The 22,283-nt window shown below is 62.4% G+C and carries 20 protein-coding genes; 10 read left to right on the plus strand and 10 right to left on the minus strand.

Annotated elements, in window-relative coordinates:
- Window positions 1–54 precede the first annotated feature (54 nt).
- On the minus strand, window positions 55–1,257 hold the full coding sequence (locus OC71_RS25305) for an MFS transporter (RefSeq protein WP_041074477.1): 1,203 nt from the start codon (window positions 1,255–1,257) through the stop codon (window positions 55–57).
- Between the two features lie 339 nt (window positions 1,258–1,596).
- On the opposite strand from OC71_RS25305, the gene OC71_RS25310 reads away from it, so the two are divergent.
- Complete coding sequence (locus OC71_RS25310; RefSeq protein WP_041074479.1) at window positions 1,597–3,690, plus strand: mechanosensitive ion channel family protein; 2,094 nt, start codon at window positions 1,597–1,599, stop codon at window positions 3,688–3,690.
- A gap of 126 nt (window positions 3,691–3,816) precedes the next feature.
- On the opposite strand, the gene OC71_RS25315 is transcribed toward OC71_RS25310, so the two are convergent.
- Complete coding sequence (locus OC71_RS25315; protein ID WP_041074481.1) at window positions 3,817–8,187, minus strand: DEAD/DEAH box helicase; 4,371 nt, start codon at window positions 8,185–8,187, stop codon at window positions 3,817–3,819.
- 323 nt (window positions 8,188–8,510) lie between these two features.
- On the opposite strand from OC71_RS25315, the gene OC71_RS25320 reads away from it, so the two are divergent.
- Both OC71_RS25320 and OC71_RS25325 read left to right on the plus strand, forming a co-directional pair.
- The gene (locus OC71_RS25320) at window positions 8,511–9,395 is read left to right on the plus strand and encodes a sugar nucleotide-binding protein (RefSeq protein WP_041074483.1); all 885 of its coding nucleotides are present in this window, start codon (window positions 8,511–8,513) and stop codon (window positions 9,393–9,395) included.
- Window positions 9,388–10,317 carry an NAD-dependent epimerase/dehydratase family protein gene (locus OC71_RS25325; RefSeq protein WP_041074485.1) on the plus strand — a complete coding sequence of 310 codons (930 nt, stop codon included), beginning with the start codon at window positions 9,388–9,390 and terminating at the stop codon, window positions 10,315–10,317. Before OC71_RS25320 ends, OC71_RS25325 begins: the two co-directional genes overlap by 8 nt.
- A gap of 250 nt (window positions 10,318–10,567) precedes the next feature.
- Here the strand turns inward: OC71_RS25325 and OC71_RS25330 are convergent, their stop codons facing one another.
- The 5 genes from OC71_RS25330 to OC71_RS25350 all read right to left on the minus strand — a co-directional run bounded on the left by OC71_RS25330 (window position 10,568) and on the right by OC71_RS25350 (window position 14,757).
- A complete protein-coding gene (locus OC71_RS25330) occupies window positions 10,568–11,266 on the minus strand; it encodes an OmpW family protein (protein WP_041074487.1) in 699 nt (232 codons plus the stop codon).
- A 248-nt stretch (window positions 11,267–11,514) separates the two neighbouring features.
- Entirely contained in the window at window positions 11,515–12,033 is a 519-nt protein-coding gene (locus tag OC71_RS25335; RefSeq protein WP_041074541.1) for a DUF3299 domain-containing protein, read from the minus strand.
- Between the two features lie 11 nt (window positions 12,034–12,044).
- The gene (locus tag OC71_RS25340; protein ID WP_041074489.1) at window positions 12,045–13,310 is read right to left on the minus strand and encodes an FtsX-like permease family protein; all 1,266 of its coding nucleotides are present in this window, start codon (window positions 13,308–13,310) and stop codon (window positions 12,045–12,047) included.
- 1 nt (window position 13,311) lies between these two features.
- Entirely contained in the window at window positions 13,312–14,022 is a 711-nt protein-coding gene (locus tag OC71_RS25345) for an ABC transporter ATP-binding protein (protein ID WP_007966120.1), read from the minus strand.
- Window positions 14,023–14,154: 132 nt separating this feature from the next.
- On the minus strand, window positions 14,155–14,757 hold the full coding sequence (locus OC71_RS25350; RefSeq protein WP_041074491.1) for a DUF2796 domain-containing protein: 603 nt from the start codon (window positions 14,755–14,757) through the stop codon (window positions 14,155–14,157).
- Window positions 14,758–14,892: 135 nt separating this feature from the next.
- On the opposite strand from OC71_RS25350, the gene OC71_RS25355 reads away from it, so the two are divergent.
- Window positions 14,893–15,252 carry a hypothetical protein gene (locus OC71_RS25355; protein ID WP_041074493.1) on the plus strand — a complete coding sequence of 120 codons (360 nt, stop codon included), beginning with the start codon at window positions 14,893–14,895 and terminating at the stop codon, window positions 15,250–15,252.
- Window positions 15,253–15,363: 111 nt separating this feature from the next.
- On the opposite strand, the gene trxA is transcribed toward OC71_RS25355, so the two are convergent.
- The 3 genes from trxA to OC71_RS25370 all read right to left on the minus strand — a co-directional run bounded on the left by trxA (window position 15,364) and on the right by OC71_RS25370 (window position 17,524).
- Window positions 15,364–16,236, minus strand: a complete 873-nt coding sequence (trxA, locus tag OC71_RS25360; RefSeq protein ID WP_041074494.1) for a thioredoxin — start codon at window positions 16,234–16,236, stop codon at window positions 15,364–15,366.
- Between the two features lie 170 nt (window positions 16,237–16,406).
- Window positions 16,407–17,063: a methyltransferase gene (locus OC71_RS25365; RefSeq protein WP_041074496.1), complete on the minus strand. Its 657-nt coding sequence runs from the start codon at window positions 17,061–17,063 to the stop codon at window positions 16,407–16,409.
- Window positions 17,060–17,524: a YbaY family lipoprotein gene (locus OC71_RS25370; protein ID WP_041074498.1), complete on the minus strand. Its 465-nt coding sequence runs from the start codon at window positions 17,522–17,524 to the stop codon at window positions 17,060–17,062. The genes OC71_RS25365 and OC71_RS25370 overlap by 4 nt, the downstream gene beginning before the upstream one ends.
- 127 nt (window positions 17,525–17,651) lie before the next feature.
- Between OC71_RS25370 and nrdR the strand changes: the two genes are divergently transcribed.
- The 6 genes from nrdR to nusB all read left to right on the plus strand — a co-directional run bounded on the left by nrdR (window position 17,652) and on the right by nusB (window position 22,272).
- Window positions 17,652–18,116 (plus strand): transcriptional regulator NrdR, encoded by a 465-nt coding sequence (nrdR, locus tag OC71_RS25375; protein ID WP_003228656.1) that lies wholly within the window; start codon window positions 17,652–17,654, stop codon window positions 18,114–18,116.
- Complete coding sequence (gene ribD, locus OC71_RS25380; protein WP_041074508.1) at window positions 18,113–19,246, plus strand: bifunctional diaminohydroxyphosphoribosylaminopyrimidine deaminase/5-amino-6-(5-phosphoribosylamino)uracil reductase RibD; 1,134 nt, start codon at window positions 18,113–18,115, stop codon at window positions 19,244–19,246. Before nrdR ends, ribD begins: the two co-directional genes overlap by 4 nt.
- Window positions 19,247–19,293: 47 nt before the next feature.
- Window positions 19,294–19,956 (plus strand): riboflavin synthase, encoded by a 663-nt coding sequence (locus OC71_RS25385; RefSeq protein ID WP_007955571.1) that lies wholly within the window; start codon window positions 19,294–19,296, stop codon window positions 19,954–19,956.
- A 16-nt stretch (window positions 19,957–19,972) separates the two neighbouring features.
- Window positions 19,973–21,064 carry a bifunctional 3,4-dihydroxy-2-butanone-4-phosphate synthase/GTP cyclohydrolase II gene (ribBA, locus tag OC71_RS25390; RefSeq protein ID WP_007966103.1) on the plus strand — a complete coding sequence of 364 codons (1,092 nt, stop codon included), beginning with the start codon at window positions 19,973–19,975 and terminating at the stop codon, window positions 21,062–21,064.
- A gap of 234 nt (window positions 21,065–21,298) precedes the next feature.
- Window positions 21,299–21,775: a 6,7-dimethyl-8-ribityllumazine synthase gene (gene ribE / locus OC71_RS25395; RefSeq protein WP_003228649.1), complete on the plus strand. Its 477-nt coding sequence runs from the start codon at window positions 21,299–21,301 to the stop codon at window positions 21,773–21,775.
- On the plus strand, window positions 21,772–22,272 hold the full coding sequence (gene nusB, locus OC71_RS25400) for a transcription antitermination factor NusB (protein WP_041074513.1): 501 nt from the start codon (window positions 21,772–21,774) through the stop codon (window positions 22,270–22,272). Before ribE ends, nusB begins: the two co-directional genes overlap by 4 nt.
- The last annotated feature ends 11 nt before the right edge of the window (window positions 22,273–22,283 follow it).

The raw sequence follows: 22,283 nt of genomic DNA on the forward strand, positions 1-22,283 counted from the left end.
GATCGCAGCCTTCGGCAGCTCCTACAGGGGGATATCATTGAGACAGCTATTTGATCAGTGACCGGTGACGACTCGTGTAGTGCTTTCGGCATAGGTCGGACCAAGGCGATCCAGTCGCCCGCTCCACGCCGTCAGCGCGAGTGCCACCAACACCACCAGCCCGGCGATCCATGCTGTGTGAATCAGGCCAAGGTGTTCGACGATCAGCCCGCCGCCCCATGCGCCACCGGCAATCCCCAGGTTGAACGCCGCGATGTTCAGCCCCGACGCCACGTCCACCGCCTGCGGCGTGTGATGTTCAGCCTGACGCACCACGTACACTTGCAGCCCCGGCACATTGCCGAACGCCACCGCGCCCCACACCAGCACCGTGGCCAGCGCCAGCCATGGGTTGCTGGCGATAAAGGTCAGTACGAACAGCACGGCGGCGAGCAGGGCGAAGATGATTTTCAGGGCGCTGATCGGCCCACGCTTGTCCGCCATTTTACCGCCCCAGATGTTGCCGGCCGCCACCGAGACGCCGTACACCAGCAGCACCAGGCTGACGGTGCCGGCGCTGAAGCCGGAGAGGTCCTGCAGGATCGGCGCCAGGAAGGTGAAGGCGATGAACGAGCCGCCGTAACCGATCGCGGTCATGGCGTACACCAGCAGCAGGCGCGGTTGTTTCAGCACTTGCAGTTGTTGCAACAGCGACGCCGGTTTGCTGTGGGCGATGTTGTTCGGCACATACAGCAGGCTGCCGATGAAGGCGATCACACCCAGCGCCGAGACCGCGAGGAAGGTTTCACGCCAGCCGAAATGCTGGCCGATGAACGTGCCCAGCGGTACGCCGGTGACCAGCGCCACGGTGAGGCCGGTGAACATGATCGCAATCGCGCTGGCGGCTTTTTCCTTGGGCACCAGGCTGGTGGCGATGGTCGAGCCGATGGAAAAGAACACCCCGTGCGCCAGGCCCGTGACGATCCGCGCCAGCACCAGTGATTCATAACTGGGCGCCAGCCAGGCCAGCAGGTTGCCGAGGGTGAACAGCACCATCAGCGACAACAGCAACAGTTTGCGCGGGACTTTGCCGGTGAGGGCGGTCAGCACCGGCGCGCCAATGGCAACGCCCAGCGCATACAGACTGACCAGCAGCCCGGCGGACGGCAGGCTGACGCCAAGATCGGCGCCGATGGTGGGGAGCAGGCCAACGATGACGAATTCGGTCGTCCCGATGGCGAATGCGCTGAGGGTCAGCGCGAGCAAGGCAATGGGCATGACAGCACTCCGGTAGAGGTTTGAATGGAGCGCAGTGTCGGGGTTTGATGTGTGCGGAAAAATACGGGATTGGGCATTTGATATTTGCCTTGGACGCAAAGGTCAAAAGCGCTCCCCCTCACCCCAAACCTCTCCCCCAAAGGGGCGAGGGGGAAGGGAGCTGATCTCGGTTGCACTCAATATTGAGTTCGGCTGGATATTTCAGGTCGATGTAGCTCGAGAGCACAACTCGGTCGGCTCCCTCTCCCTCGGGGAGAGGGCTGGGGTGAGGGTGCTCTTGAACTTGCCTGACAATTACCGATCAGTTCCTTACAGGTTCAGCCAAGAGGGATCGCAGTTTTGATCAAGTTCAGGATCGCCATTCTGCTGGGAGCGCTACTGTTTCTCGGCGCCAGCGAACTCGAAGCCGCCGCGCTGCCGGGGGTTCCGGTTGCCGCTGAAGAGCCGGCCAAACCCGAGCCGATTGTGCAGGGCGGTCTGCTCGGCGCGATCAGTTCGAGCATCGACGACGTGCAAGACAAACTCGATCTCAATGAACATTTGGTCGATGCCTGGCGCCTGCGTGCCGACCGTGCGGCGGACGAGGTCGACAAACTGGTCAACCAGCCGTCGAACCGGTCCGGCTGGAGCGTCGCCGGGGATTTCCTGATGTTGTCCGGCGTGTGGCTTGGCGCCTTCGCGCTGCTCACGGTGCTCGGCAGCCTGCTGGCCAAGCGGCTGAGTCAGGGCCGTTGGCTGCGCACCCGCCAGCGCAGTCAGGACCTGGTGGGTTACTTGCTGCCGTACACAGTGCCAGCGCTGATCTGCCTGCCGCTGACACTGTACGTCAGCCACTTTCTGCAGGCCTCGGTCGGTCGGGCGCTGGCGCTGTGTCTGGCGTATGCCACCAGCAGCGGTATTTTCTCCACCTCAATGTTGTTGTGTGTGGTGGTGATGTTCAACGTCGGGCACAAACGGCCTGCCGCGCGGATCATCCGCGACTACTGCCCGAAACCGCTGTTCCTGATCGGCTTCCTCGCGGCCCTCAGTGACGCGTTGACCAGCCCGCAGATCGCCCGTCAGTTGGGCGGCAACATCACCAGCAGCGTCGCGGTGTTCACCGGGCTGATCGCCTCGATCATCTTCGGTCTGCTGGTGATTCGTCTGCGCCGGCCGGTGGCACATCTGATCCGCAACCGGCCGCTGGCCCAGCGCCTGAAGCAGCCGTCGTTGCAGGAGTCACTGCGGATTTTTTCCGGGCTCTGGTACTGGCCGATTGTGTTGATGGTGCTGGTCTCGGCGGTCAATCTGATCGGTATCGGCGAGGACAATCAAAAGGCTCTGCGCTGCGCGTTGTTCACCACGGTGTTGCTGATCGGCACGGTGTTCCTCAGCACCATCCTCCAGCACCTGTTCAAGTCGCGCAAAGCCGAAGCGATTCAGCGCAGCAGCGCCTACAAGGAACGCTTTCTCAGCCTGTTGCACGCCTTGCTGCGGATCGTCATTGCGATCGCCTTCATCGATATTCTCGGGCGGATCTGGGGCGTTTCGCTGCTCGATTTTGCCCAGAGCAGCACCGTCGGCCGGGCGATCAGCAATGCGTTGAGCAGCATCGGCCTGATCTTCCTCGTCACCTGGCTGTTGTGGGTGGTGCTCGACACGGCGATTCAGGAAGCGCTGAAACCACCGGTCAGCAAACGCTCGTCGCGCCAGCCCAGCACCCGGGTGAAAACCATCCTGCCGCTGCTGCGCAACGCAATCAAAATCATCCTGGTGGTGATCTGCGCGATCACCACCATGGCCAACCTCGGCATCAACGTCGCACCACTGTTGGCGGGTGCCGGGGTGGTCGGTCTGGCCATCGGTTTCGGCTCGCAACAACTGGTGCAGGATGTGATCACCGGGCTGTTCATCATCATTGAAGACACGCTGTCGATCGGCGACTGGGTGGTGCTCGATTCCGGGCATGCCGGCACGGTAGAAGGCCTGACCATTCGCACCCTGCGCCTGCGCGACGGCAAGGGATTTGTGCACTCGGTCCCGTTCGGTCAGATCAAGGCAGTCACCAACCAATCACGCCAGTTTGCCTTCGCGTTTTTCTCGGTGCAGTTCACCTACGACACCGATGTCGACAAGGCCATCGAACTGATCCGCCAGACCGGTGATTCAATTCGCGAAGACCCGTTCCTCAAGTACAACCTGCAAGGGCCGCTGGATGTATTTGGCGTGGACAGAATGGACTTGAACGGCGTTGTGCTGACCGCGCAATTCCGTACCGTGTCGGGCGGGCAGTATGCGGTGAGCCGGGCGTTCAATCAGCGTTTGAAAAAGCTTGTGGATAACAGCGCCGAGGTGCATTTCGCGCAGACTTATCCACAGCAGGTTTTGTTGCCCAGGCGGCAGGGTGAGGGGGAGTTGGTGGCGAGCGAGGCGCCACAACGGTCGAGTACCTGACCGCCGGATTTTGTGCTGGGATTGCCGGCCTCTTCGCGGGCAGGCCCGCTCCCACATTGGATTTGTGAACGACGCAGATCCCCTGTGGGAGCGAGCTTGCTCGCGAAAGGGCCGGAACTGTTGACATCAATGCCGGATCAGCTTGCTGCGCACCTGCTCCATGGCCATCTGATCCAGCTCACTCCAGAAAACCTGCTTGCCGGCAATCTCCGCCGCCACCGGCAGACCATCCCGATACACCAACCGATTACTCACCAACGCTGGCACCTTCGCTCCCGGTAACAATGTCCCCGCCAGGTTCAATGGATCCACCCCGCACACCGCGATCAAACTGCCGTCATGTGCCCGGCGGCGCACTTCGCGCAGCAACGGAATCGCCTCGGGCAAGGCAAACTGTTCCCCCGCCAGACCACTGACAAAGCGTCCGCCACGAATCTCGCCACGTGCCTCCAGCCGATGAAACGTGCGCAGTAATTCGCGCCAGCTCGGCAGCCAATCCGCTTCGCGCTCCAGCAGGCGCCAGAACACCACGCCATAGCGGCGCAGCAACGTCATGGCGACATGTTCGAGGGTTTCCGGTGAGGCCATCTGAGCGCTTTCCAGCCGTGGCCCGCGGCGCAACAACGCCCAGCGTCCGGCATCGTCCATACCACCGACAAACGCCCCGCGTCCGCGTCGACTGCTGCGTTGCTGGCGCTTGCTCGCCGGGGTGATCAAGGCGCGCAAGCCGGCGAAGCTGTCGGCGTTTACCAGGCCGGCGCCGACCAGTTCCTGCAAGGCGATTTCCAGCTCGGTGCGCAGCAGATGCGCCTCGTGAATCAGCTCATCGAAAAACAGCGCGCCGTGCTGACTCAGCGCCTCATAAACCTTTTGCGTTTTCGGCGACAATTCGCTGACCGGCGTCTGCTCGGCCAGTCCACTCCACAAGCCGACCTGACTGCGCGGCAGCAGCACAATCGGCGTACTGCGCAACGCCGTGCCGCTGACTTTCTGTCGGGCGCTGAGGCGCGTCCACACCAGTTTGCCGTTGCGACACAGCTCATCAAGCCAGCTCGGCGAATAGTCTTTCAGGCGCGCCGGGAGAAGGTCGCTGTCCCACGCCGAAGCCGCTGCCGGGTAACCTTCGAACTGGCCGATAATTGCCGGCAGCACCGCGTGGCCCTGACCGCGCGTAGCAGGGGACAGGTGCTGCCAGTCGAACAGAAAGCGCATGAAATCCTGCAACGCCACCGGCTCGATTTCCCGGCGCAGACGCTTGACCGTGTAGCGATGAATGCGCGCCAGCAGATGCCGTTCGCACCACTCCTCAACGGCTACGCCCGGGGTGAAATGCCCGCGCAACACATAGCCTTCTCGCTCCAGTTGCGCGAGGGCCTGATTGACCTGCGGTATCGGCAACGCGAGTGGTTCGGCAATGGCGGCTAACGGCAGCGGACCGAAGGCGCCGAGTCGGGCGCGGATCACTTCGATCAATGCGTCATCGACCGTCCAGATATCATCGAACCCGGGCAGCGCTGCTTGCGGCGGTTGCAACTTGGCCTGTGGATAAAGCGCTTGCAGACACTTCAGGCGCTCTCGCGCCAGCCACAACGAGCCAGGCTGCGGATGAGTAGTGACTGTGAGGCTGTCTTCGCGAGCAGGCTCGCGAAGCTTTTCTCTTGCCGTTACTGGCGGAACGGCCAAGCGGCAGGCGCGACCGCTCGCAGTCAGCGCGTCAAGCCATTCGCGCCAGTGTTCGCCAGCCTGAACTTCAAGGTCGCTGACGCACGCCAGGCTCATCAGCGCCTCGTGCATTTCATCGACGTTGGCCGGCGTCGGCCACGCTTGCTCGCGCACCGCGTTGATGGCGTCGGCGTCGAGTGCCCCGAGATCATCGGTGGATTGCGGATCGCTCCAGCGTCGGTTGATCACCGCTTGGGTGCGGCGTTCTTCCAGCGGTGCATCGTCGAGAAAACTGTACGGCCGCGCGCTGAGAATTTCCGCCGCCAGCGGCGATGGTGCCGGCAGATCGCGACTGATCAACCGCACCTCGCCACGCTCCATGCGCCGCAGCAGCGTGAGCCAGCCGGCGCTGTCCATGGCCTCGTGCAGGCAATCGTCGAGGGTCTGTTCCACCAGCGGATGCTCGGGAACCTCCCGCTCGCCGGCGAGGTTTTCCAGGCAGGCGATCTGATCGGGGAACACGCTGGCGATCAGGTCTTCGCTTTTCATCCGCTGCAACTGCGGCGCGACTTTGCGCCCGCCGGTAAAACGCGGCAACGCCAGGGCCACGCCGGCATTCCAGCGCCAGCGCACGCCGAACAGCGGCGCGTCGAGAATCGCCTGAATCAGGATGTGCTCGGCGCTGTTGCTGTGCAGGTACCGCCAGACATCATCCAGTTCGAAACTGTGGCTGGTGGACAGCGACAGGACGATCGCGTCCTCACTGGCGGCAGCCTGCAACTCGAAGTTGAACGTGCGGCAGAAACGCTTGCGCAAGGCCAGGCCCCAGGCGCGGTTGATGCGGCTGCCGAACGGTGAATGGATGATCAACTGAGTACCGCCGGACTCATCGAAAAACCGCTCCATCAGCAGCGTGTCCTGCGAGGGCAGGGCGCCGAGGGTCAGGCGAGCGCGGGCGAGATACTCCACCAGTTGTTCGGCGCTGGCACGGTTCAGGCCGAGGGTTGCGGTCAACCAGTCGAGCGCCGGTTGCAGATCGCCGGGGCGGACGCCAAGCAGTTCATCGAGGGTCGCTTGCAAGCGCGCCACCGCCGCCGACAATTCATCGCTGCGCCCCGGGGCTTCGCCGAGCCAGAACGGAATGGTCGGCGGCTGGCCCTGGGCATCCTCGACGCGCACCTTGCCGGTTTCCACCCGCAGGATGCGGTAGGAGGTATTGCCGAGCTGGAACACATCACCGGCGATGCTTTCCACGGCGAAGTCTTCATTGACGCTGCCGATGTTCAGGCCCTGCGGCTCGAGCAACACGCTGTAGTCGGCATTGTCGGGAATGGTGCCGCCACTGGTCACGGCGGTCAGTTGCGCGCCACGGCGGCCGCGTAGCGTGCGGCTGACGGCGTCGCGGTGCAGGTAGGCGCTGCGGATGCCCTGACGACCGTTGTAGCCTTCGGCGAGCATGGTCAGCAGCGCCTGATAGTGTTTTTCGTCGAGATCGCGGTAGGGCGAGGCTTGGCGGAACAGCGCCAGCAGCGCGTCTTCCGCCCATTCCCGGCAACTGACTTCGGCGATGATCTGCTGCGCCAGTACATCCAGCGGCGCTTCGGGGATGTGCAGGGTGTCGAGTTCGCAACGGCGCACGCAGTCGAGCAGGGCGGCGCACTCGATCAGGTCGTCGCGGGTGGTGGCGAACAAGCGGCCCTTGGGTGTGCCGCCGACCTGGTGCCCGGAGCGACCGACTCTTTGCAGAAACCCGGCAATCGAACGCGGCGAGGATATTTGGCAGACCAGATCGACTTCGCCGATATCGATGCCCAATTCCAGCGAAGCCGTGGCGATCAGAACTTGTAGCTCGCCGCGCTTGAGCCGCTGTTCGGCGTCGAGGCGGAATTCCTTGGCCAGGCTGCCGTGGTGCGCGGCGACGGCGTGTTTGCCCAGGCGTTCGCTGAGGTGTCGGCTCAGGCGTTCGGCGAGGCGCCGGGTATTGACGAAAATCAGCGTGGTGCGGTGTTCGCGGGCCAACTCGGCGAGCCGGTCATAAACCAGTTCCCAAACGTCGTTGGCCATCACTGCCGACAACGGCACTGGCGGCACTTCGATGCCCAGATCCCGTGGCCGGGCGTGGCCGATGTCGATGATCTCGCAGGGGCGATCGGTGCCGACCAGAAATCGTGCCACGGCATCAATCGGCTTTTGCGTGGCGGACAAGCCGATGCGGGTCAAGGGTTCGGCACACAGCGCCTGCAGGCGTTCGAGGCTCAGCGCCAGATGACTGCCACGTTTGCCGGCAGCGATGGAGTGAATCTCGTCGATGATCACCGTGCGCGTGCTGCCGAGCATTTTGCGTCCGGACTCGGAGCCAAGCAGCACGTACAGCGATTCCGGGGTGGTCACCAAGATGTGCGGCGCGCTCTTGCGCATGGCGACGCGATCTTTCTGTGGAGTGTCGCCGGTGCGTACGGCGGTGGTGATTTGCAATTCGGCCAGGCCCATCTGGCGCAGCTGCTCAGTGATTCCGGCCAGCGGATTTTGCAGGTTGATGCGGATGTCGTTGGACAGCGCTTTGAGCGGTGAAACGTAGACCACCAGGGTTTCGTCGGGCAGGCCGTCGGGGTTTTCCAGGCCACGGTGGACGAGGTCGTCGAGCACCGCGAGAAACGCGGTGAGGGTTTTACCGGAGCCGGTGGGCGCGGCGATCAGCGTCGAGCGGCGCTGGCGGATCAATGGCCATGCGCGGGCCTGGGCGGCGGTGACCGACGGGAAGGTGCTGCTGAACCAGGCGCTGACGGCGGGGTGAAAGCCAGCCAGGGCGGCGTCCTTGGGGATGGGCAGATTCATGCTCAAGTTATGCGGGTGGGGGCGACAAGATGCAAGTACCGCTGGGGAGCTGCGCTGTTCATCAGGGCCTCATCGCTGGCAAGCCAGCTCCCACAGTGATTGTTGTTGTTCAACAGTTTGGCAATCAACACTGAACCCTGTGGGCGCTGGCTTGCCAGCGATGGGGCCAGTTGATTCAGCACAATTCCCGGCGATCTACACTTTACGGGTGACGGTTGCGCACTAAACCCGCAAAATGCAACGATTCCGGCAATTATCGATGACGGTGTCACCCGCACCGTCGCTAAAGCCATCGTTCCAATCAGACTGGGCCTGCTGACTCTATGCGAATGCGCCTTATGTTACTGGGCGGCGGAAATGCCCTTGGGCAGGCGCTGATTCGCCTCGGTGCGGAAGAAGACATCGGTTTCCTCGCCCCCCGCCCGCCAGAAGACGGCTGGGATGCCGCGAGCCTGACGCAACTGCTCGACGATACCCGTCCGGATGCGTTGATCAACCTCGCCTACTATTTCGACTGGTTCCAGGCCGAGACCGTCAGCGAAAGCCGTCTGGCCGGGCAGGAACGCGCCATAGAACGGCTGGCCGAGCTGTGCCAGCACCACAACATCATCCTCGTGCAGCCTTCCAGCTATCGGGTGTTCGACGGTTCGCGGGCGACCGCCTACAGCGAAAAAGACGAGCCGGTGCCGTTGGGCCTGCGCGGTCAGGCGCTGTGGCGCATCGAGCAAAGTGTTCGCGCCACTTGCCCGCAACACGTGTTGCTGCGCTTCGGCTGGCTGCTCGATGACAGCCCTGAAGGCACCCTCGGGCGCTTCCTCGCCCGCGCCGAACAACCGGACGAATTGCTCATGGCCGATGACCGCCGGGGCAATCCGACTCCGGTCGATGACGCCGCACGGGTGATCATTTCGGTGCTCAAGCAACTCGACTGCGCGGCGCCGCTGTGGGGCACTTACCATTACGCCGGCCACGAAGCGACCACGCCGCTGGCGCTCGGTCAGGCGATTCTGACCGAAGCGCGCAGCCTGCATCCGCTGGCAATCGAAGCACCGACCGCTCAGGCCCACGCCGCGCGGCCGGACGCCGCCGAGGAACCGCAACACGCGGTCCTCGCCTGCAAGAAAATTCTGCACACTTTCGGGATCAAGCCCCGCGCCTGGCGCGCCGCACTCCCGGCTTTACTGGATAGGTTTTATCGTCATGGCTGAAGGCCCTGTTTTAATCACCGGCGGCGCCGGTTTCATCGGCTCGCACCTGACGGATGCATTGCTCGCCACCGGCCATTCGGTGCGGATTCTCGATGATCTGTCGACTGGCAAACGCAGCAACCTGCCGCTGGACAACCCGAAGGTCGAACTGATCGTCGGTGACGTCGCCGATGCCGCGCTGGTCGTGCAGGCCACGCAAGGCTGCAGCGCCGTTGCGCATCTGGCGGCAGTCGCTTCGGTGCAGGCGTCGGTGGACGATCCGGTGAAGACGCATCAGAGCAACTTCATCGGCACCCTGAATGTCTGCGAAGCCATGCGCCAGGCCGGGGTCAAGCGTGTGCTCTACGCGTCGAGCGCAGCGGTGTACGGCAACAATGGCGAAGGCGAGTCGATTGACGAGGACACGCCAAAGGCCCCGCTGACCCCGTATGCCTCGGACAAACTGGCCGGCGAGCACTACTTCGATTTCTACCGTCGCCAGCATGGTCTGGAGCCGGTGATCTTCCGCTTCTTCAACATCTTCGGCCCACGCCAGGATCCGTCCTCGCCGTATTCCGGGGTCATCAGCATCTTCAGCGAGCGGGCGCAGAAAGGTCTGCCGATCACCGTGTTCGGCGATGGTGAGCAGACCCGCGATTTCCTCTATGTCGAGGATCTGGTCGACGTGCTGGTGCAGGCAATCGACAAGCCTGAAGTGGAAGTGGGCGCGATGAACGTCGGCTGGAATCAGGCGATGAACCTCAAGCAGATGTTGCAAACGCTGCAGGAAGTGGTCGGTGAACTGCCACCGGTCAGCTATGGCCCGGCGCGCGCCGGCGACATCCGTCATTCGCGGGCGAACAACGCGCGTTTGCTGCAACGTTTCAAGCTGCCAGAGCCGACGCCGATGCGTGTGGGGCTGGCGCGGTTGCTGGGACGCTAAATCGAAAAAACAAAAAAGGCGCCTTTGCAGGCGCCTTTTTTGTGGGCGGGGTATCGCTTTGACGCTTGTGCAATCCCTGTGGCGAGGGAGCTCGCTCCCGCTCGACTGCGCAGCAGTCGCAAATTCAGTCAACGCGGTTTTTCTGAAGCACCGCTTTTGCCTTGTTCAGGGCTGCTTCGCAGCCCAGCGGGAGCAAGCTCCCTCGCCACATTAGCCCGCATTCACCACCACGCGAATGTTCGAATGTTGCTTAGAACTTGTAGCCCAGACCCACCATGTACACAAACGGATCGACATCAACATTCACCTTGGCCCGGGTACCCGGTGCCACGGCGTTGTTCTCGACGGTGGCGCGAGTATCGATGTCGATGTAGCGCACCTGGGCGTTGAGCATGATGTTGTCGGTCAGCATGTAGTCGGCGCCGACCTGCCAGGCCAGGCCCCAGGAGTTTTTTGCCTTGAAGTTGCTGAAGCCGTTGGACTGGGCTTCGCTGCCGACGTGCTCGTCGTAGATCCAGGTGTAGTTGATGCCGCCGCCGATGTACGGCTGGAATGGCGATTTCGCATCCAGCGGGTAGTACACGACGCTGAGGGTGGGCGGCAGGTGTTTCAGGGTGCCGAGTTTGCCGTTGGCCGCTGGCAGCGCGGTGCCTTTGATCTTCACGTCATGCTCGAACGGCGAGGCCGCCAGCAACTCGATCCCGATGTTGTTGGTCAGCATGTAGGCGAAGTTCAGACCCAGTTGGGTGTCGCTGCTCATGGTCGCCTTGCCGCCCAGGTTGGTGCCGCTCAACGGACCCTGATCGACTTTGACGCTGGAGCTGTCGGCCTTCGGGTTGACGGTGATCGCACCGGCGCGAACGATGATGTCACCGGCTTCGTGGGCGTGGGCGAGCGGGGCTGCGAGCGCGACTGCAAACAGCGAGGCGCTGAGCAAGGACTTGTTCATGGGAGCTCCAAAAGGACGTTAAAAATGTCTGATGTCCTATGGTACGAATCCGTCTGATACGGTCTTTTGACTCAGCTCAATGAAACAGTGATGCCCCGGTTTTTTGTGGAACCTTGGCCGGCCCCTTCGCTGGCAAGCCAGCTCTCACAGGTTTCGTTGGTGTTCAAAAAATGGGTGAACGACTCGATCACTGTGGGAGCTGGCTTGCCAGCGAAGGGGCCATTAAAAACATCACAGAAGTGCCGGAATTACTCCGGCAGCTCATACACATAAATCTTGTCCGCCGCCATCTGATACCCGGCATCCGCCAGTTCGCTGGTGGACGCCTTGACCTGCAATGGCCCCTCGACCCAGTACGGCTGATACAGCTCGTCGAGCTTCACGCCCAGCTCGCTTTTCACATGCACGATCTGGTTCGACGGCGGTGGCGGCACGTGGATGCAGGCGCCGAAGTAAGGCACCAGCAGAAACTCCGTAGTGCGTCCTTCTTCATTGACTTCCAGCGGCACGATGTAGCCCGGCAGGCGGATGTTCTGCCCGTCGAGACTCTGCACCACCGGCGCGTTGGGCATGTCCTGTTTCGCCGCCGGCGTCGACTCGGCCGAGAGCGCGTCGCCCATCTTCGACAGGTCGTGCAACGGCGTCATGTTCGGCACTTCCGGCGCGGCGTCCGGCGGGATCATCTCCGACCAAGTCAGGTCTTTCGGCGCCGCTGCCCACACGGGCAGGGCAACCAGCAACAGCAGCGCAAGCACAGCGCGGGGCATGGTGAACATCCTCATAAACGGATCGACAGGCCATCGGCCAGGGATTGGCGATACGCGCGCCAGGCCGGCACGCTGCCCATCAGCAGCGCGGCCGCCAGAATGCCACCGAGCAGCGTCCATTCATACTCGCTCGGCCACGCCAGCGGCAGATACAGCCCGTAATTGGCCTGTACGTAACCCTGCGCGGCGGCGATGCCGAGGTACAGCAACGCCAGTCCGGCGATTACGCCGGTCAGTGCCAGAGCGAAAGCTTCCAGCACCAGCAGACTTGCGATGTGCCACGGTCGTGCACCGACCGAACGCAAAATCGCCATCTCACGGCGCCGCTCGTTAAGGCTGGTGAGAATCGCCGTGAGCATGCCGATCAACCCGGTCAGCACCACGAACAGCGAGACCACGAACAGTGCCTTTTCAGCGGTGCTCATCAGGCTCCACAGCTCCTGCAAGGCCACGCCCGGGAGGATCGCCAGCATGGGTTCGCCACGGAATTCGTTGATCTCGCGTTGCAGGGCGAAGGTGGAAATCTTGCTGTTGAGGCCGAGCATGAACGCGGTGATCGCCTGTGGCGTCAGGTCCATGTTGCGTGCCTGTTCCGCCGTGATCCGGCCGTTGCCGCGCGCCGGTACGCCGTTGTGCCAGTCTATGTGAATCGCCTCCATGCCGCCGAGGCTGATGTGCAGCGTGCGATCTACCGGCGTGCCGGTGCGCTTGAGAATGCCGACCACGGTGAACGGTTTGTCATCGTGCTTGACCAGACTGATCGCCGCCACGCCGTGGGCCAGCACCAGTTGGTCGCCGAGCTTGTAATGCAGCGCTTCGGCGACTTCGGCGCCGAGCACCACTTCGAACGGGTCGGTGGCGAAGGCACGGCCGTCGGCCAGTACCAGATGCTGCTGGCGACCGTACTGGTAATGCTCGAAATAGGCTTGGGTGGTGCCCATCACCCGGTAGCCGCGATGGGAGTCGCCGAGGGACATCGGGATCGCCCACTTCACTTTCGGGTTGCTGGCGAAATGTTCGAAGCTGTCCCAACGAATGTTGTTGGTCGCGTTGCCGATGCGGAACACCGAGTACAGCAGCAGGTTCACCGAACCGGAGCGAGCGCCGACGATCAGGTCGGTGCCGCTGATGGTGCTGGCGAAACTGGCTTTGGCCTCGGTGCGCACGCGCTCGACCGCGAGCAACAGGCACACCGACAGGGCAATGGCGAACGCGGTGAGCAGGGCGGTGAAGCGGCGGTTGGCCAGGCTGGCCATGGCCAGACGAAACAGATACATCTCAGACCTCGGCAGACGTGGCGGCGCGATTGAGTTCGGCCAGGGACAGGTGACGGTCGAACAGCGGCGCCAGGCTCTGGTCGTGACTGACGAACAACAGGCTGGAACCGGCCTCGCGGCATTCGGCGAACAACAGACGAATGAAGTTTTCCCGGGCGTCGTAATCCAGCGCCGAGGTCGGTTCGTCGGCGATCACCAGTTCCGGCTGGCCGATCAAGGCCCGGGCGGCGGCGACCCGTTGCTGCTGACCGATCGACAGTGAGTCGGCGCGACGGCCGAGGATGCTTTCGTCCTTCAAACCCAGGTGAGCGAGCAGGGTGGCGGCGGCCTGGTCGACGCTGCCGTGACGCTGTTTCGCTCGCTCGGCACGCAGCTTGGAGAAGTGACAGGGCAACTCGACGTTCTCGCGCACCGAGAGAAACGGCAGCAGGTTGAACTGCTGGAAGATGTAGCCGGTGTGATCGACGCGAAAGCGGTCGCGGGCGCCGGCACCGAGTTCGGTCAGTTCCTGGCCGAGCAGGCGAATGCTGCCGCGCCCGGGTTTCTGCACGCCACCGAGCAGACCGAGCAGGGTGGTCTTGCCACTGCCGCTGGGGCCTTTGAGGAACAGGGTTTCGCCGGGCTCCAGGCGAAACGCCGGGATGTCCAGCAGCGGCGGGTGGCCGGGCCAGTTGAAGCCCAGGTCGGACAGTTCGATGAGTGCTTGGGTCATGGCACCAGTTTCATGTTTGATCACGGGCCCGTGTAGTAGCTGCCGAAGGCTGCGATCTTTTGATCCTGTTTTTAAAGGCAAGATCAAAAGATCGCAGTCTTCGGCAGCTCCTACAGGGGATTTTTCAGGCAATCAGAATTTCAGGGCGGCAGCCTTGGCGGTCACTTCGGTGCCTTGCTGGCCGCTCGGGCCGATCAGTTGTACCTGAATTTTCTGTGTGGCCGGGAAGGTATTGAAGAGGTTCGCCAGATCCAGGGTCTTCAGAGCACCCGGGGCCGCGCAGCTGAATTGATAGTGGGCGTGGATTTCGCTGTGATCGTGGTGATGCGCTTCACCACCCTTGGCATCTTCGTCGTGGTCATCATCGTCATGCTCGTCGGCAGCCGGCTTGTCGCCGAACAGCGGACTTTGCAGTTCCTGGCTGGCCACTTTGCAACCCGCAGCGGTCGGCAGGCTGAACAGCGCCAGCGGGTTTTCCAGTTTCGTGCGTGCGGCGGCGACCTTGGCCTTGTCGGCATCGCTGGTGGCGGCATGTTCGAAGCCCACCAGGTTCATCGCCGGGCTTTCCAGTTCCAGCTCCAGAGTCTGGCCGTCGAGCGCGGCGTTCAGGCGGCCGACGCCATGTTCGTGGGCACCGAGGCTGCCGTGCTCGTGGTCATGATCGTGCTCATCGGCGGCATGGGCGATGGCCAGCGGCAACAGGGCAAACGGCAAAGCGAGCAGCAGACGACGCATGGCGGTCTCCGGAAAGTAAAGTGAAGAGTTTGTTATGTAATCTTATAACGAAAGTCCGCAGAGTTTGCCCGTGCGCTTGGCGTTGCACAAGTCCCGTGGGAGCATGCAGGTCAGAAATGTGCAGGAGCGAAGCAGATGTTGCGGATACGCGGAACCGTTGGCGCGACGCCGGTGGATTTGACGGTGGAACTGGATGACAGCGATTGGGCGAGGCTCGGCGCAGCCCTTGGCGCGCAGCCGCAGGGTGATCAGCCTGAAGCGGCATTGAGCACGCCGGCAGCGAAACCACTGAACCAGGACGATGCGTTGTGGCAGGTCGCGCAGGATCTGTTGCGCAAGGCCGGGCAGCTCAGCGGGCCGGATTTGCTGGAGCAGCTTGAGGGGCTGACCGGCAGCGCCTCGGCGGGTAAGCGTCTGCTGGTGCGCCTGCGCCACAGTTCGGATGTAAAAGTGGTGAGTGGCGGGGATACACCGCTTTACAGCTGGATAGAGTGAAACGAAAAGATCGCAGACTGCGGCAGCTCCTACAGGTTCAGCGTTCCTGCGCAAAATAAGCGGTGAATACGATCCTTTGTAGGAGCTGCCGAAGGCTGCGATCTTTTGATCTTAATAAAGCGCAGCGAACACTTTACGGCGGTAAGCGGTCACCAGCGGATGATCGTTGCCCAACAGTTCGAACACCTGCAGCAAGGTCTTGTGCGGCAGGCCTTCACCGTAGCTGCGGTTACGGATGAAGAGCTTGAGCAAGGCCTCCAGCGCCGCTTCGTATTGCTGACGCGCCAGTTGTTGGATCGCCAGTTGATACACCGCTTCGTCGTCCTGCGGGTTCTGTGCAAGGCGTGCCTTGAGGTCGGCGGCATCCGGCAGGTCGCGGGCCAGGCCAAGGAATTTGATCTGCGCCTTGGCCCCGGCCAGTGCAGCCTTGTGCTCATCGCTCTTGACTGCGTCGAGCACGGTTTGCGCCTCACCCAATTCGCCGCGTTCGGTCAGGCAACGGGCGTAGAGGATCAGCGCTTTGGCGTTGCTGTTGTCTTCGGTGAGCATCACTACCAGCGCGGCTTCTGCTTCCGCGTAACGACCTTCATCGAACAGTGCCTGAGCCTGTTCGAACGGATCGGCAGCGGCGGGCGGCGGCATCTGCACATGCGGTTCGAGCAGGGCGCGCACGGCGGACTCCGGCTGCGCACCGGCAAAACCGTCGACCGGTTGGCCGTCCTTGAACAGCACCACGGTCGGCAGGCTGCGAATGCCGAAGCGGGCGACGATGTCCTGCTCGATGTCACAGTTGACCTTGGCCAGCAGCAGTTCGCCCTGATAGCTCTCGGCAATGCCTTGCAGCATCGGCATCAACGCCTTGCACGGCGCACACCATTCGGCCCAGAAATCCACCAGCACCGGTTTGTTGAAGGAAGCTTCGATCACCGACTGGTCGAAATCGGCAGTCGTGGCGTCGAAGATGTACGGCGTTTGCTGACTCATGGGGGATCTCGTAAAAGCGTGGATGGGGCAACTATACGGCTTGGCGGGGTGTGGCCGGAAGCGGTCAGTCTTTGAGAGGTGTGTTGCCTGCCAGAATGCTTTCGCGAGCAGGCTCGCTCCCACATTTGGAATGCGTTACCCCTGTGGGAGCGAGCCTGCTCGCGAAGCTTTTAGTCACGCCGCGCATGGTAAAGACTGACATGTCTGAACTCTTCCGGCTCCGCCAGATCCGGCAAGGTCATCGCCTCAAGCATTTCGATTCGCTCATACAACGGATGGCGGAAATCCCGAACCCGCGAATCCGCCACCAGTGCCTCGCGGCCACGGCTGAGAAACGCGTCGAGCAGCGGCAGGTTCTCGCGGTCGTAGAGCACGTCCGCCACCAGAATCAGATCGAAGCGGTCAGCCTCGGCAAAGAAGTCCGTCGAATAACTCATCTGCACATCATTGAGTTCAGCGTTGGCCCGACACGCAGCAATCGCCAGCGGATCCAGATCACAGGCCACCACTTCCAACGCCCCGGCCTTGACTGCCGCAATCGCGGCGATCCCGGAGCCGGCGCCGAAATCCAGCACCCGCTTGCCACGCACCCACTCGGGAAACTCCGCCAGATAACGCGCCACCGCCAGGCCGCTGGCCCAGCAGAAACTCCAGTAGGGCGGTTCGTGGAGGATGCGCCGGGTTTCATCCGGGCTGAATTCACGATCCATGTTGTCGCCGTCGATCAGCCACAACTGCAAATCGGTGCCCGGTAACGCACAGGCCTTGAGCCGCGCATCACCGAGCAATTCACCCAGCGCCTGTTGCAGGTCGAGCGGTACGGTCATGGTGCTTTGACAAATTGCAGCTGGCCCAGCGCCTGAGTGGTCGGCTGAGTAATGGTTTGCGACGGCAGGTGCAGGATCAACTGGCCCGATTGCGTGGCACGACCGCGCAGCTCAACCCGGGCACCAGCCGGAAAGGCTTCCGGATTGAAGCGCAGGCGAAACGGCAGGATCTGGTTGTTGCCGATCAGGCTGGAACTGGCGAGCAATTGTTGCGGACGCGATTTTTCATCGATCACCAGCAGCGCCAGTTCGACTTCGGCCCCGGCCGGCACGCCTTGCAGGGTGCCGCTCAGTTCCCGTTGATAGGCAGGCAGCGGACCCAGGTCGGCGGCTTCCTTGGCTTTTTTCTGCGCCTGTTGTGGTGCAGGGCCTGGTGTTGGCGGTTGCGGTTTGGGTTTATCGCTACCGCAGGCCACCAGCAGGGCGAAAAGACTGAGCAAAACGAGCGGTCGTAGCGACATTGGCAGCTCCAGAAAATGAAATCCGTGGATCAAACGATCATGGCAGTCTGTATACCGCAAACCCTATGGCTTGTCTTGCCACCGGGATGCGCTACCATGGCCCTCCCTTTTTTTGTTGCCAGCCACCATGCACTGTCCCTTCTGCGGTGCCAACGACACCAAGGTCATCGACTCGCGTCTGGTCGCCGAGGGCGAACAGGTGCGCCGCCGGCGTGAATGCCTGGCCTGCGGCGAACGTTTCACGACATTCGAGACGGCCGAACTGGTGTTGCCGCGCCTGATCAAAACCGACGGCAGCCGCCAACCGTTCGACGAAGAAAAACTCCGCGCCGGCATGCAACGCGCGCTGGAGAAACGTCCGGTGAGCGTCGAGCGTCTCGAATCCTCTCTGGTCCACATCAAGCACAAGCTGCGCGCTACCGGCGAGCGCGAGGTCAAATCCCTCGTGGTCGGCGAACTGGTGATGGCCGAGCTGCAAAAGCTTGATGAAGTCGCCTATATCCGTTTCGCTTCGGTATACCGACGCTTTCAGGACCTCAACGAGTTCCGCGAAGAGATCGACCGCCTCGCCCGCGAACCGGTGAAAGAATGACCCGCGCCGCCGAGCAGGCGATCCTCGACGCCCGTTTCATGGCACGCGCGCTGGAACTGGCGCGCAAGGGCCACTACACCACCCATCCCAATCCCCGGGTTGGCTGCGTGATCGTCAAGGACGGGCAGATTGTCGGCGAAGGCTTTCACGAGCGTGCCGGCGAACCCCACGCTGAAGTCCACGCCTTGCGCGCAGCCGGTGAGCTGGCCCGAGGCGCCACGGCTTACGTGACCCTTGAGCCGTGCAGCCACCATGGCCGCACGCCGCCGTGCGCCGATGCGCTGGTAAATGCCGGAGTTGCCCGGGTGGTCGCCGCGATGCGCGATCCGAATCCGCAGGTCGCCGGACGTGGCCTGCAGCGTCTGGCCGATGCCGGCATTGCCACCGAAAGCGGCGTGCTGGAAGCCGAAGCACGTCAACTCAATCAAGGTTTTCTGAAACGCATGGAACACGGCTTGCCGTTCGTGCGGGTCAAGTTGGCCATGAGTCTCGACGGTCGTACGGCGATGGAAAGCGGCGAAAGCCAATGGATCACCGGCCCAGCGGCGCGTTCCGCCGTGCAGCGTCTGCGCGCGCAGGCGGCTGTGGTGCTGACCGGGGCCGACACCGTGCTGGCCGACGGTGCGCGCCTGACCGTGCGCGCCGACGAACTGGGTCTGGATGCCGAGCAAACCGCACTGGTCATGAGCCGTCCGCCGCTGCGGGTGCTGATCGACGGGCGTTTGCGGGTGCCGCTGGACGCGCCGTTCTTCAAGGCCGGCCCGGCGCTGGTCGCCACCTGCATGGCGGTCGAAGAGCAATATGCCAATGGCCCGGAGTGCCTGATCGTGCCGGGTGATGACGGTCAGGTCGATCTGCATCAGTTGCTGATCGAACTGGCCAACCGTGGCGTCAATGAAGTGCTGGTCGAGGCCGGCCCGCGTCTGGCCGGCGCGTTCGCGCAGCGTGGGCTGGTCGACGAGTTCGTGATCTTCATCGCCGGCAAATTTCTTGGCTCCACGGCGCGGCCGCTGCTGGACTGGCCGCTGGCCTATATGAAGGACGCTCCCGAGCTGAAAATCACTGAAATCCGCGCGGTTGGCGATGACTGGCGAGTCACTGCGACGCCAGTCGTTTCGGCGAGCGTATAATTCCCGGCCATCGCCTTAGCGCTGGCTTCGTTCTCAAGGAGAACCCCATGTTTACCGGCATCATCGAATCCATCGGCAGTATCCGTGCACTGACCCCCAAGGGCGGTGATGTGCGGGTGCATGTCGAAACCGGCAAGCTCGACCTGAGCGACGTCAAACTCGGCGACAGCATCGCCGTCAACGGCGTGTGCCTGACGGCGGTTGAATTGCCGGGCAACGGTTTTGCTGCTGACGTCAGCCGCGAAACCCTCGATTGCACCGCGATGAACGACCTGAAAAGCGGCAGCCCGGTCAATCTGGAAAAAGCCCTGACCCCGACCACCCGTCTCGGCGGGCATCTGGTCAGCGGTCACGTCGACGGTGTCGGCGAAGTGGTGTCGCGCAGCGACAATGCCCGCGCCGTGGAATTTCGCATTCGCGCGCCGAAAGAGCTGGCCAAGTACATCGCCCATAAAGGCTCGATCACCGTCGACGGCACCAGCCTGACCGTGAACGCGGTGGATGGCGCTGAATTCCTGCTGACGATCATTCCGCACACCCTGAGCGAAACCATCATGGCGTCTTACAAGCCAGGCCGCCGGGTGAACCTGGAAGTCGATTTGCTGGCGCGTTATCTGGAGCGTTTGCTGTTGGGCGACAAGGCTGCAGAGCCGACGTCCGGTGGTATCACTGAAAGCTTTCTGGCCGCCAACGGCTACCTCAAATCCTGACTGAAGGGGGTGCCTTGTGGCGCTCAATAGCATCGAAGAACTGGTTGAAGACATCCGCCAAGGCAAGATGGTCATCCTCATGGATGACGAAGACCGCGAGAACGAAGGCGACCTGATCATGGCCGCCGAATGCTGCAAGGCCGAGCACATCAACTTCATGGCCAAGCACGCCCGTGGCCTGATCTGCATGCCAATGAGCCGCGAGCGCTGCGAGCTGTTGAAGCTGCCGCTGATGGCGCCGCGCAACGGTTCCGGTTTCGGCACCAAGTTCACCGTGTCGATCGAAGCCGCCGAAGGCGTCACCACCGGCATCTCCGCCGCCGACCGTGCGCGCACCGTGCAAGCGGCTGCGGCAAAAGACGCCAAGGCTGAAGACATTGTCAGCCCGGGCCACATCTTCCCGCTGATGGCCCAGGCCGGCGGCACCTTGGCGCGCGCTGGTCATACTGAAGCGGCCTGCGACCTGGCGCGCATGGCCGGTTTCGAACCAAGCGGCGTGATCTGCGAAGTGATGAACGACGACGGCACCATGTCCCGTCGCGCCGAGCTGGAAGCGTTTGCCGCCGAACACAATATCAAGATCGGCACCATCGCCGACCTGATTCATTACCGGATGATCCACGAACGTACCGTTCAGCGGATTGCCGAGCAGCCGCTGGACAGCGAACTGGGCCAATTCAACCTGGTGACCTATCGTGATTCGGTGGAAGGCGACGTGCACATGGCCCTCACTTTGGGCACCGTCTGCGCCGAAGAGCCGACCCTGGTGCGCGTGCACAACATGGATCCGCTGCGCGACCTGCTGATGGTCAAGCAACCGGGCCGCTGGAGCCTGCGCGCCGCGATGGCTGCGGTGGCCGAGGCCGGCAGCGGTGTGGTGCTGTTGCTCGGGCACCCGCTTGATGGCGACGTGTTGCTGGCGCACATCCGCGAAACTGCTGATCAGGCGGCGGTGAAAAAACCGACCACCTACAGCATCGTCGGTGCCGGTTCGCAGATCCTGCGTGACCTCGGTGTGCGCAAAATGCGCCTGATGTCTGCGCCAATGAAATTTAATGCGATATCCGGTTTCGATCTGGAAGTTGTAGAATACGTGCCCTCCGAATAATGACCCGGTGAATTCGGCATTGTTGACGTAGAACGATTGTGGCGAGGGAGCTTGCTCCCGCTTGGGTGCGCAGTGCCCACAAAAGGGGGCCACTACGCTGCCCAGCGGGAGCAAGCTCCCTCGCCACAGGTTTGTCATCGAACAGCAATGCGGTGTTTCCGGTCATGAATTTGTGGCTAATATCACTGAGGGATGCGTACGAGACGCGTCCCGGCTCTTTAAGAGATCTGACGAATGACCCTGAAGACCATCGAAGGTACCTTCATCGCCCCTAAAGGCCGCTACGCTCTGGTAGTGGGCCGTTTCAACAGCTTCGTGGTTGAAAGCCTGGTCAGCGGTGCAGTTGATGCCCTGGTTCGCCACGGCGTGAGCGAAAGCGACATCACCATCATCCGCGCACCTGGCGCCTTCGAAATCCCGCTGGTTGCGCAGAAAGTCGCCCAGAAAGGCGAGTTCGCAGCCATCATCGCCCTCGGCGCGGTCATTCGTGGCGGCACTCCGCACTTCGAATACGTGGCAGGCGAGTGCACCAAGGGTCTGGCCCAGGTGTCCATGGAATTCGGCGTACCGGTCGCGTTCGGCGTCCTGACCGTTGACTCCATCGAGCAAGCCATCGAACGTTCCGGCACCAAGGCCGGCAACAAAGGTGCTGAAGCTGCCCTGTCCGCTCTGGAAATGGTCAGCCTGCTGGCGCAGTTGGAGGCCAAGTGATTAGCGACGATAGCGATCGTTTCAACCCGCGCGATCCGAAACCTGCGGATGCCGGCAAGCCATCGAAGAGCGCCAAGCGCCGCGAAGCCCGTCAGCTCGCGACTCAGGCCCTGTATCAGTGGCACATGGCCCGGCAATCGCTGAACGAGATCGAAGCGCAGTTTCGCGTTGATAACGATTTCACCGATGTCGATGGCGCCTACTTCCGCGAGATCCTGCACGGGGTTCCGCAGTTCAAGAGCGAAATCGACACCGCGCTCAAGCCATGCCTGGACATCGAAATCGAAGAGCTGGACCCGGTTGAACTGGCGGTTCTGCGCCTGTCCACCTGGGAACTGCTCAAGCGTGTCGATGTGCCGTACCGCGTGGTGATCAACGAAGGTATCGAGCTGGCGAAAGTCTTCGGTTCGACCGATGGCCACAAATTCGTCAACGGCGTACTCGACAAGCTGGCTCCGCGCCTGCGTGAAGCTGAAGTGAAGGCATTCAAGCGCTGATACGCGCTTGA

The sequence above is a fragment of the Pseudomonas sp. W15Feb9B genome (genome assembly GCF_000828175.1).
GTDB lineage: Bacteria > Pseudomonadota > Gammaproteobacteria > Pseudomonadales > Pseudomonadaceae > Aquipseudomonas > Aquipseudomonas parakoreensis.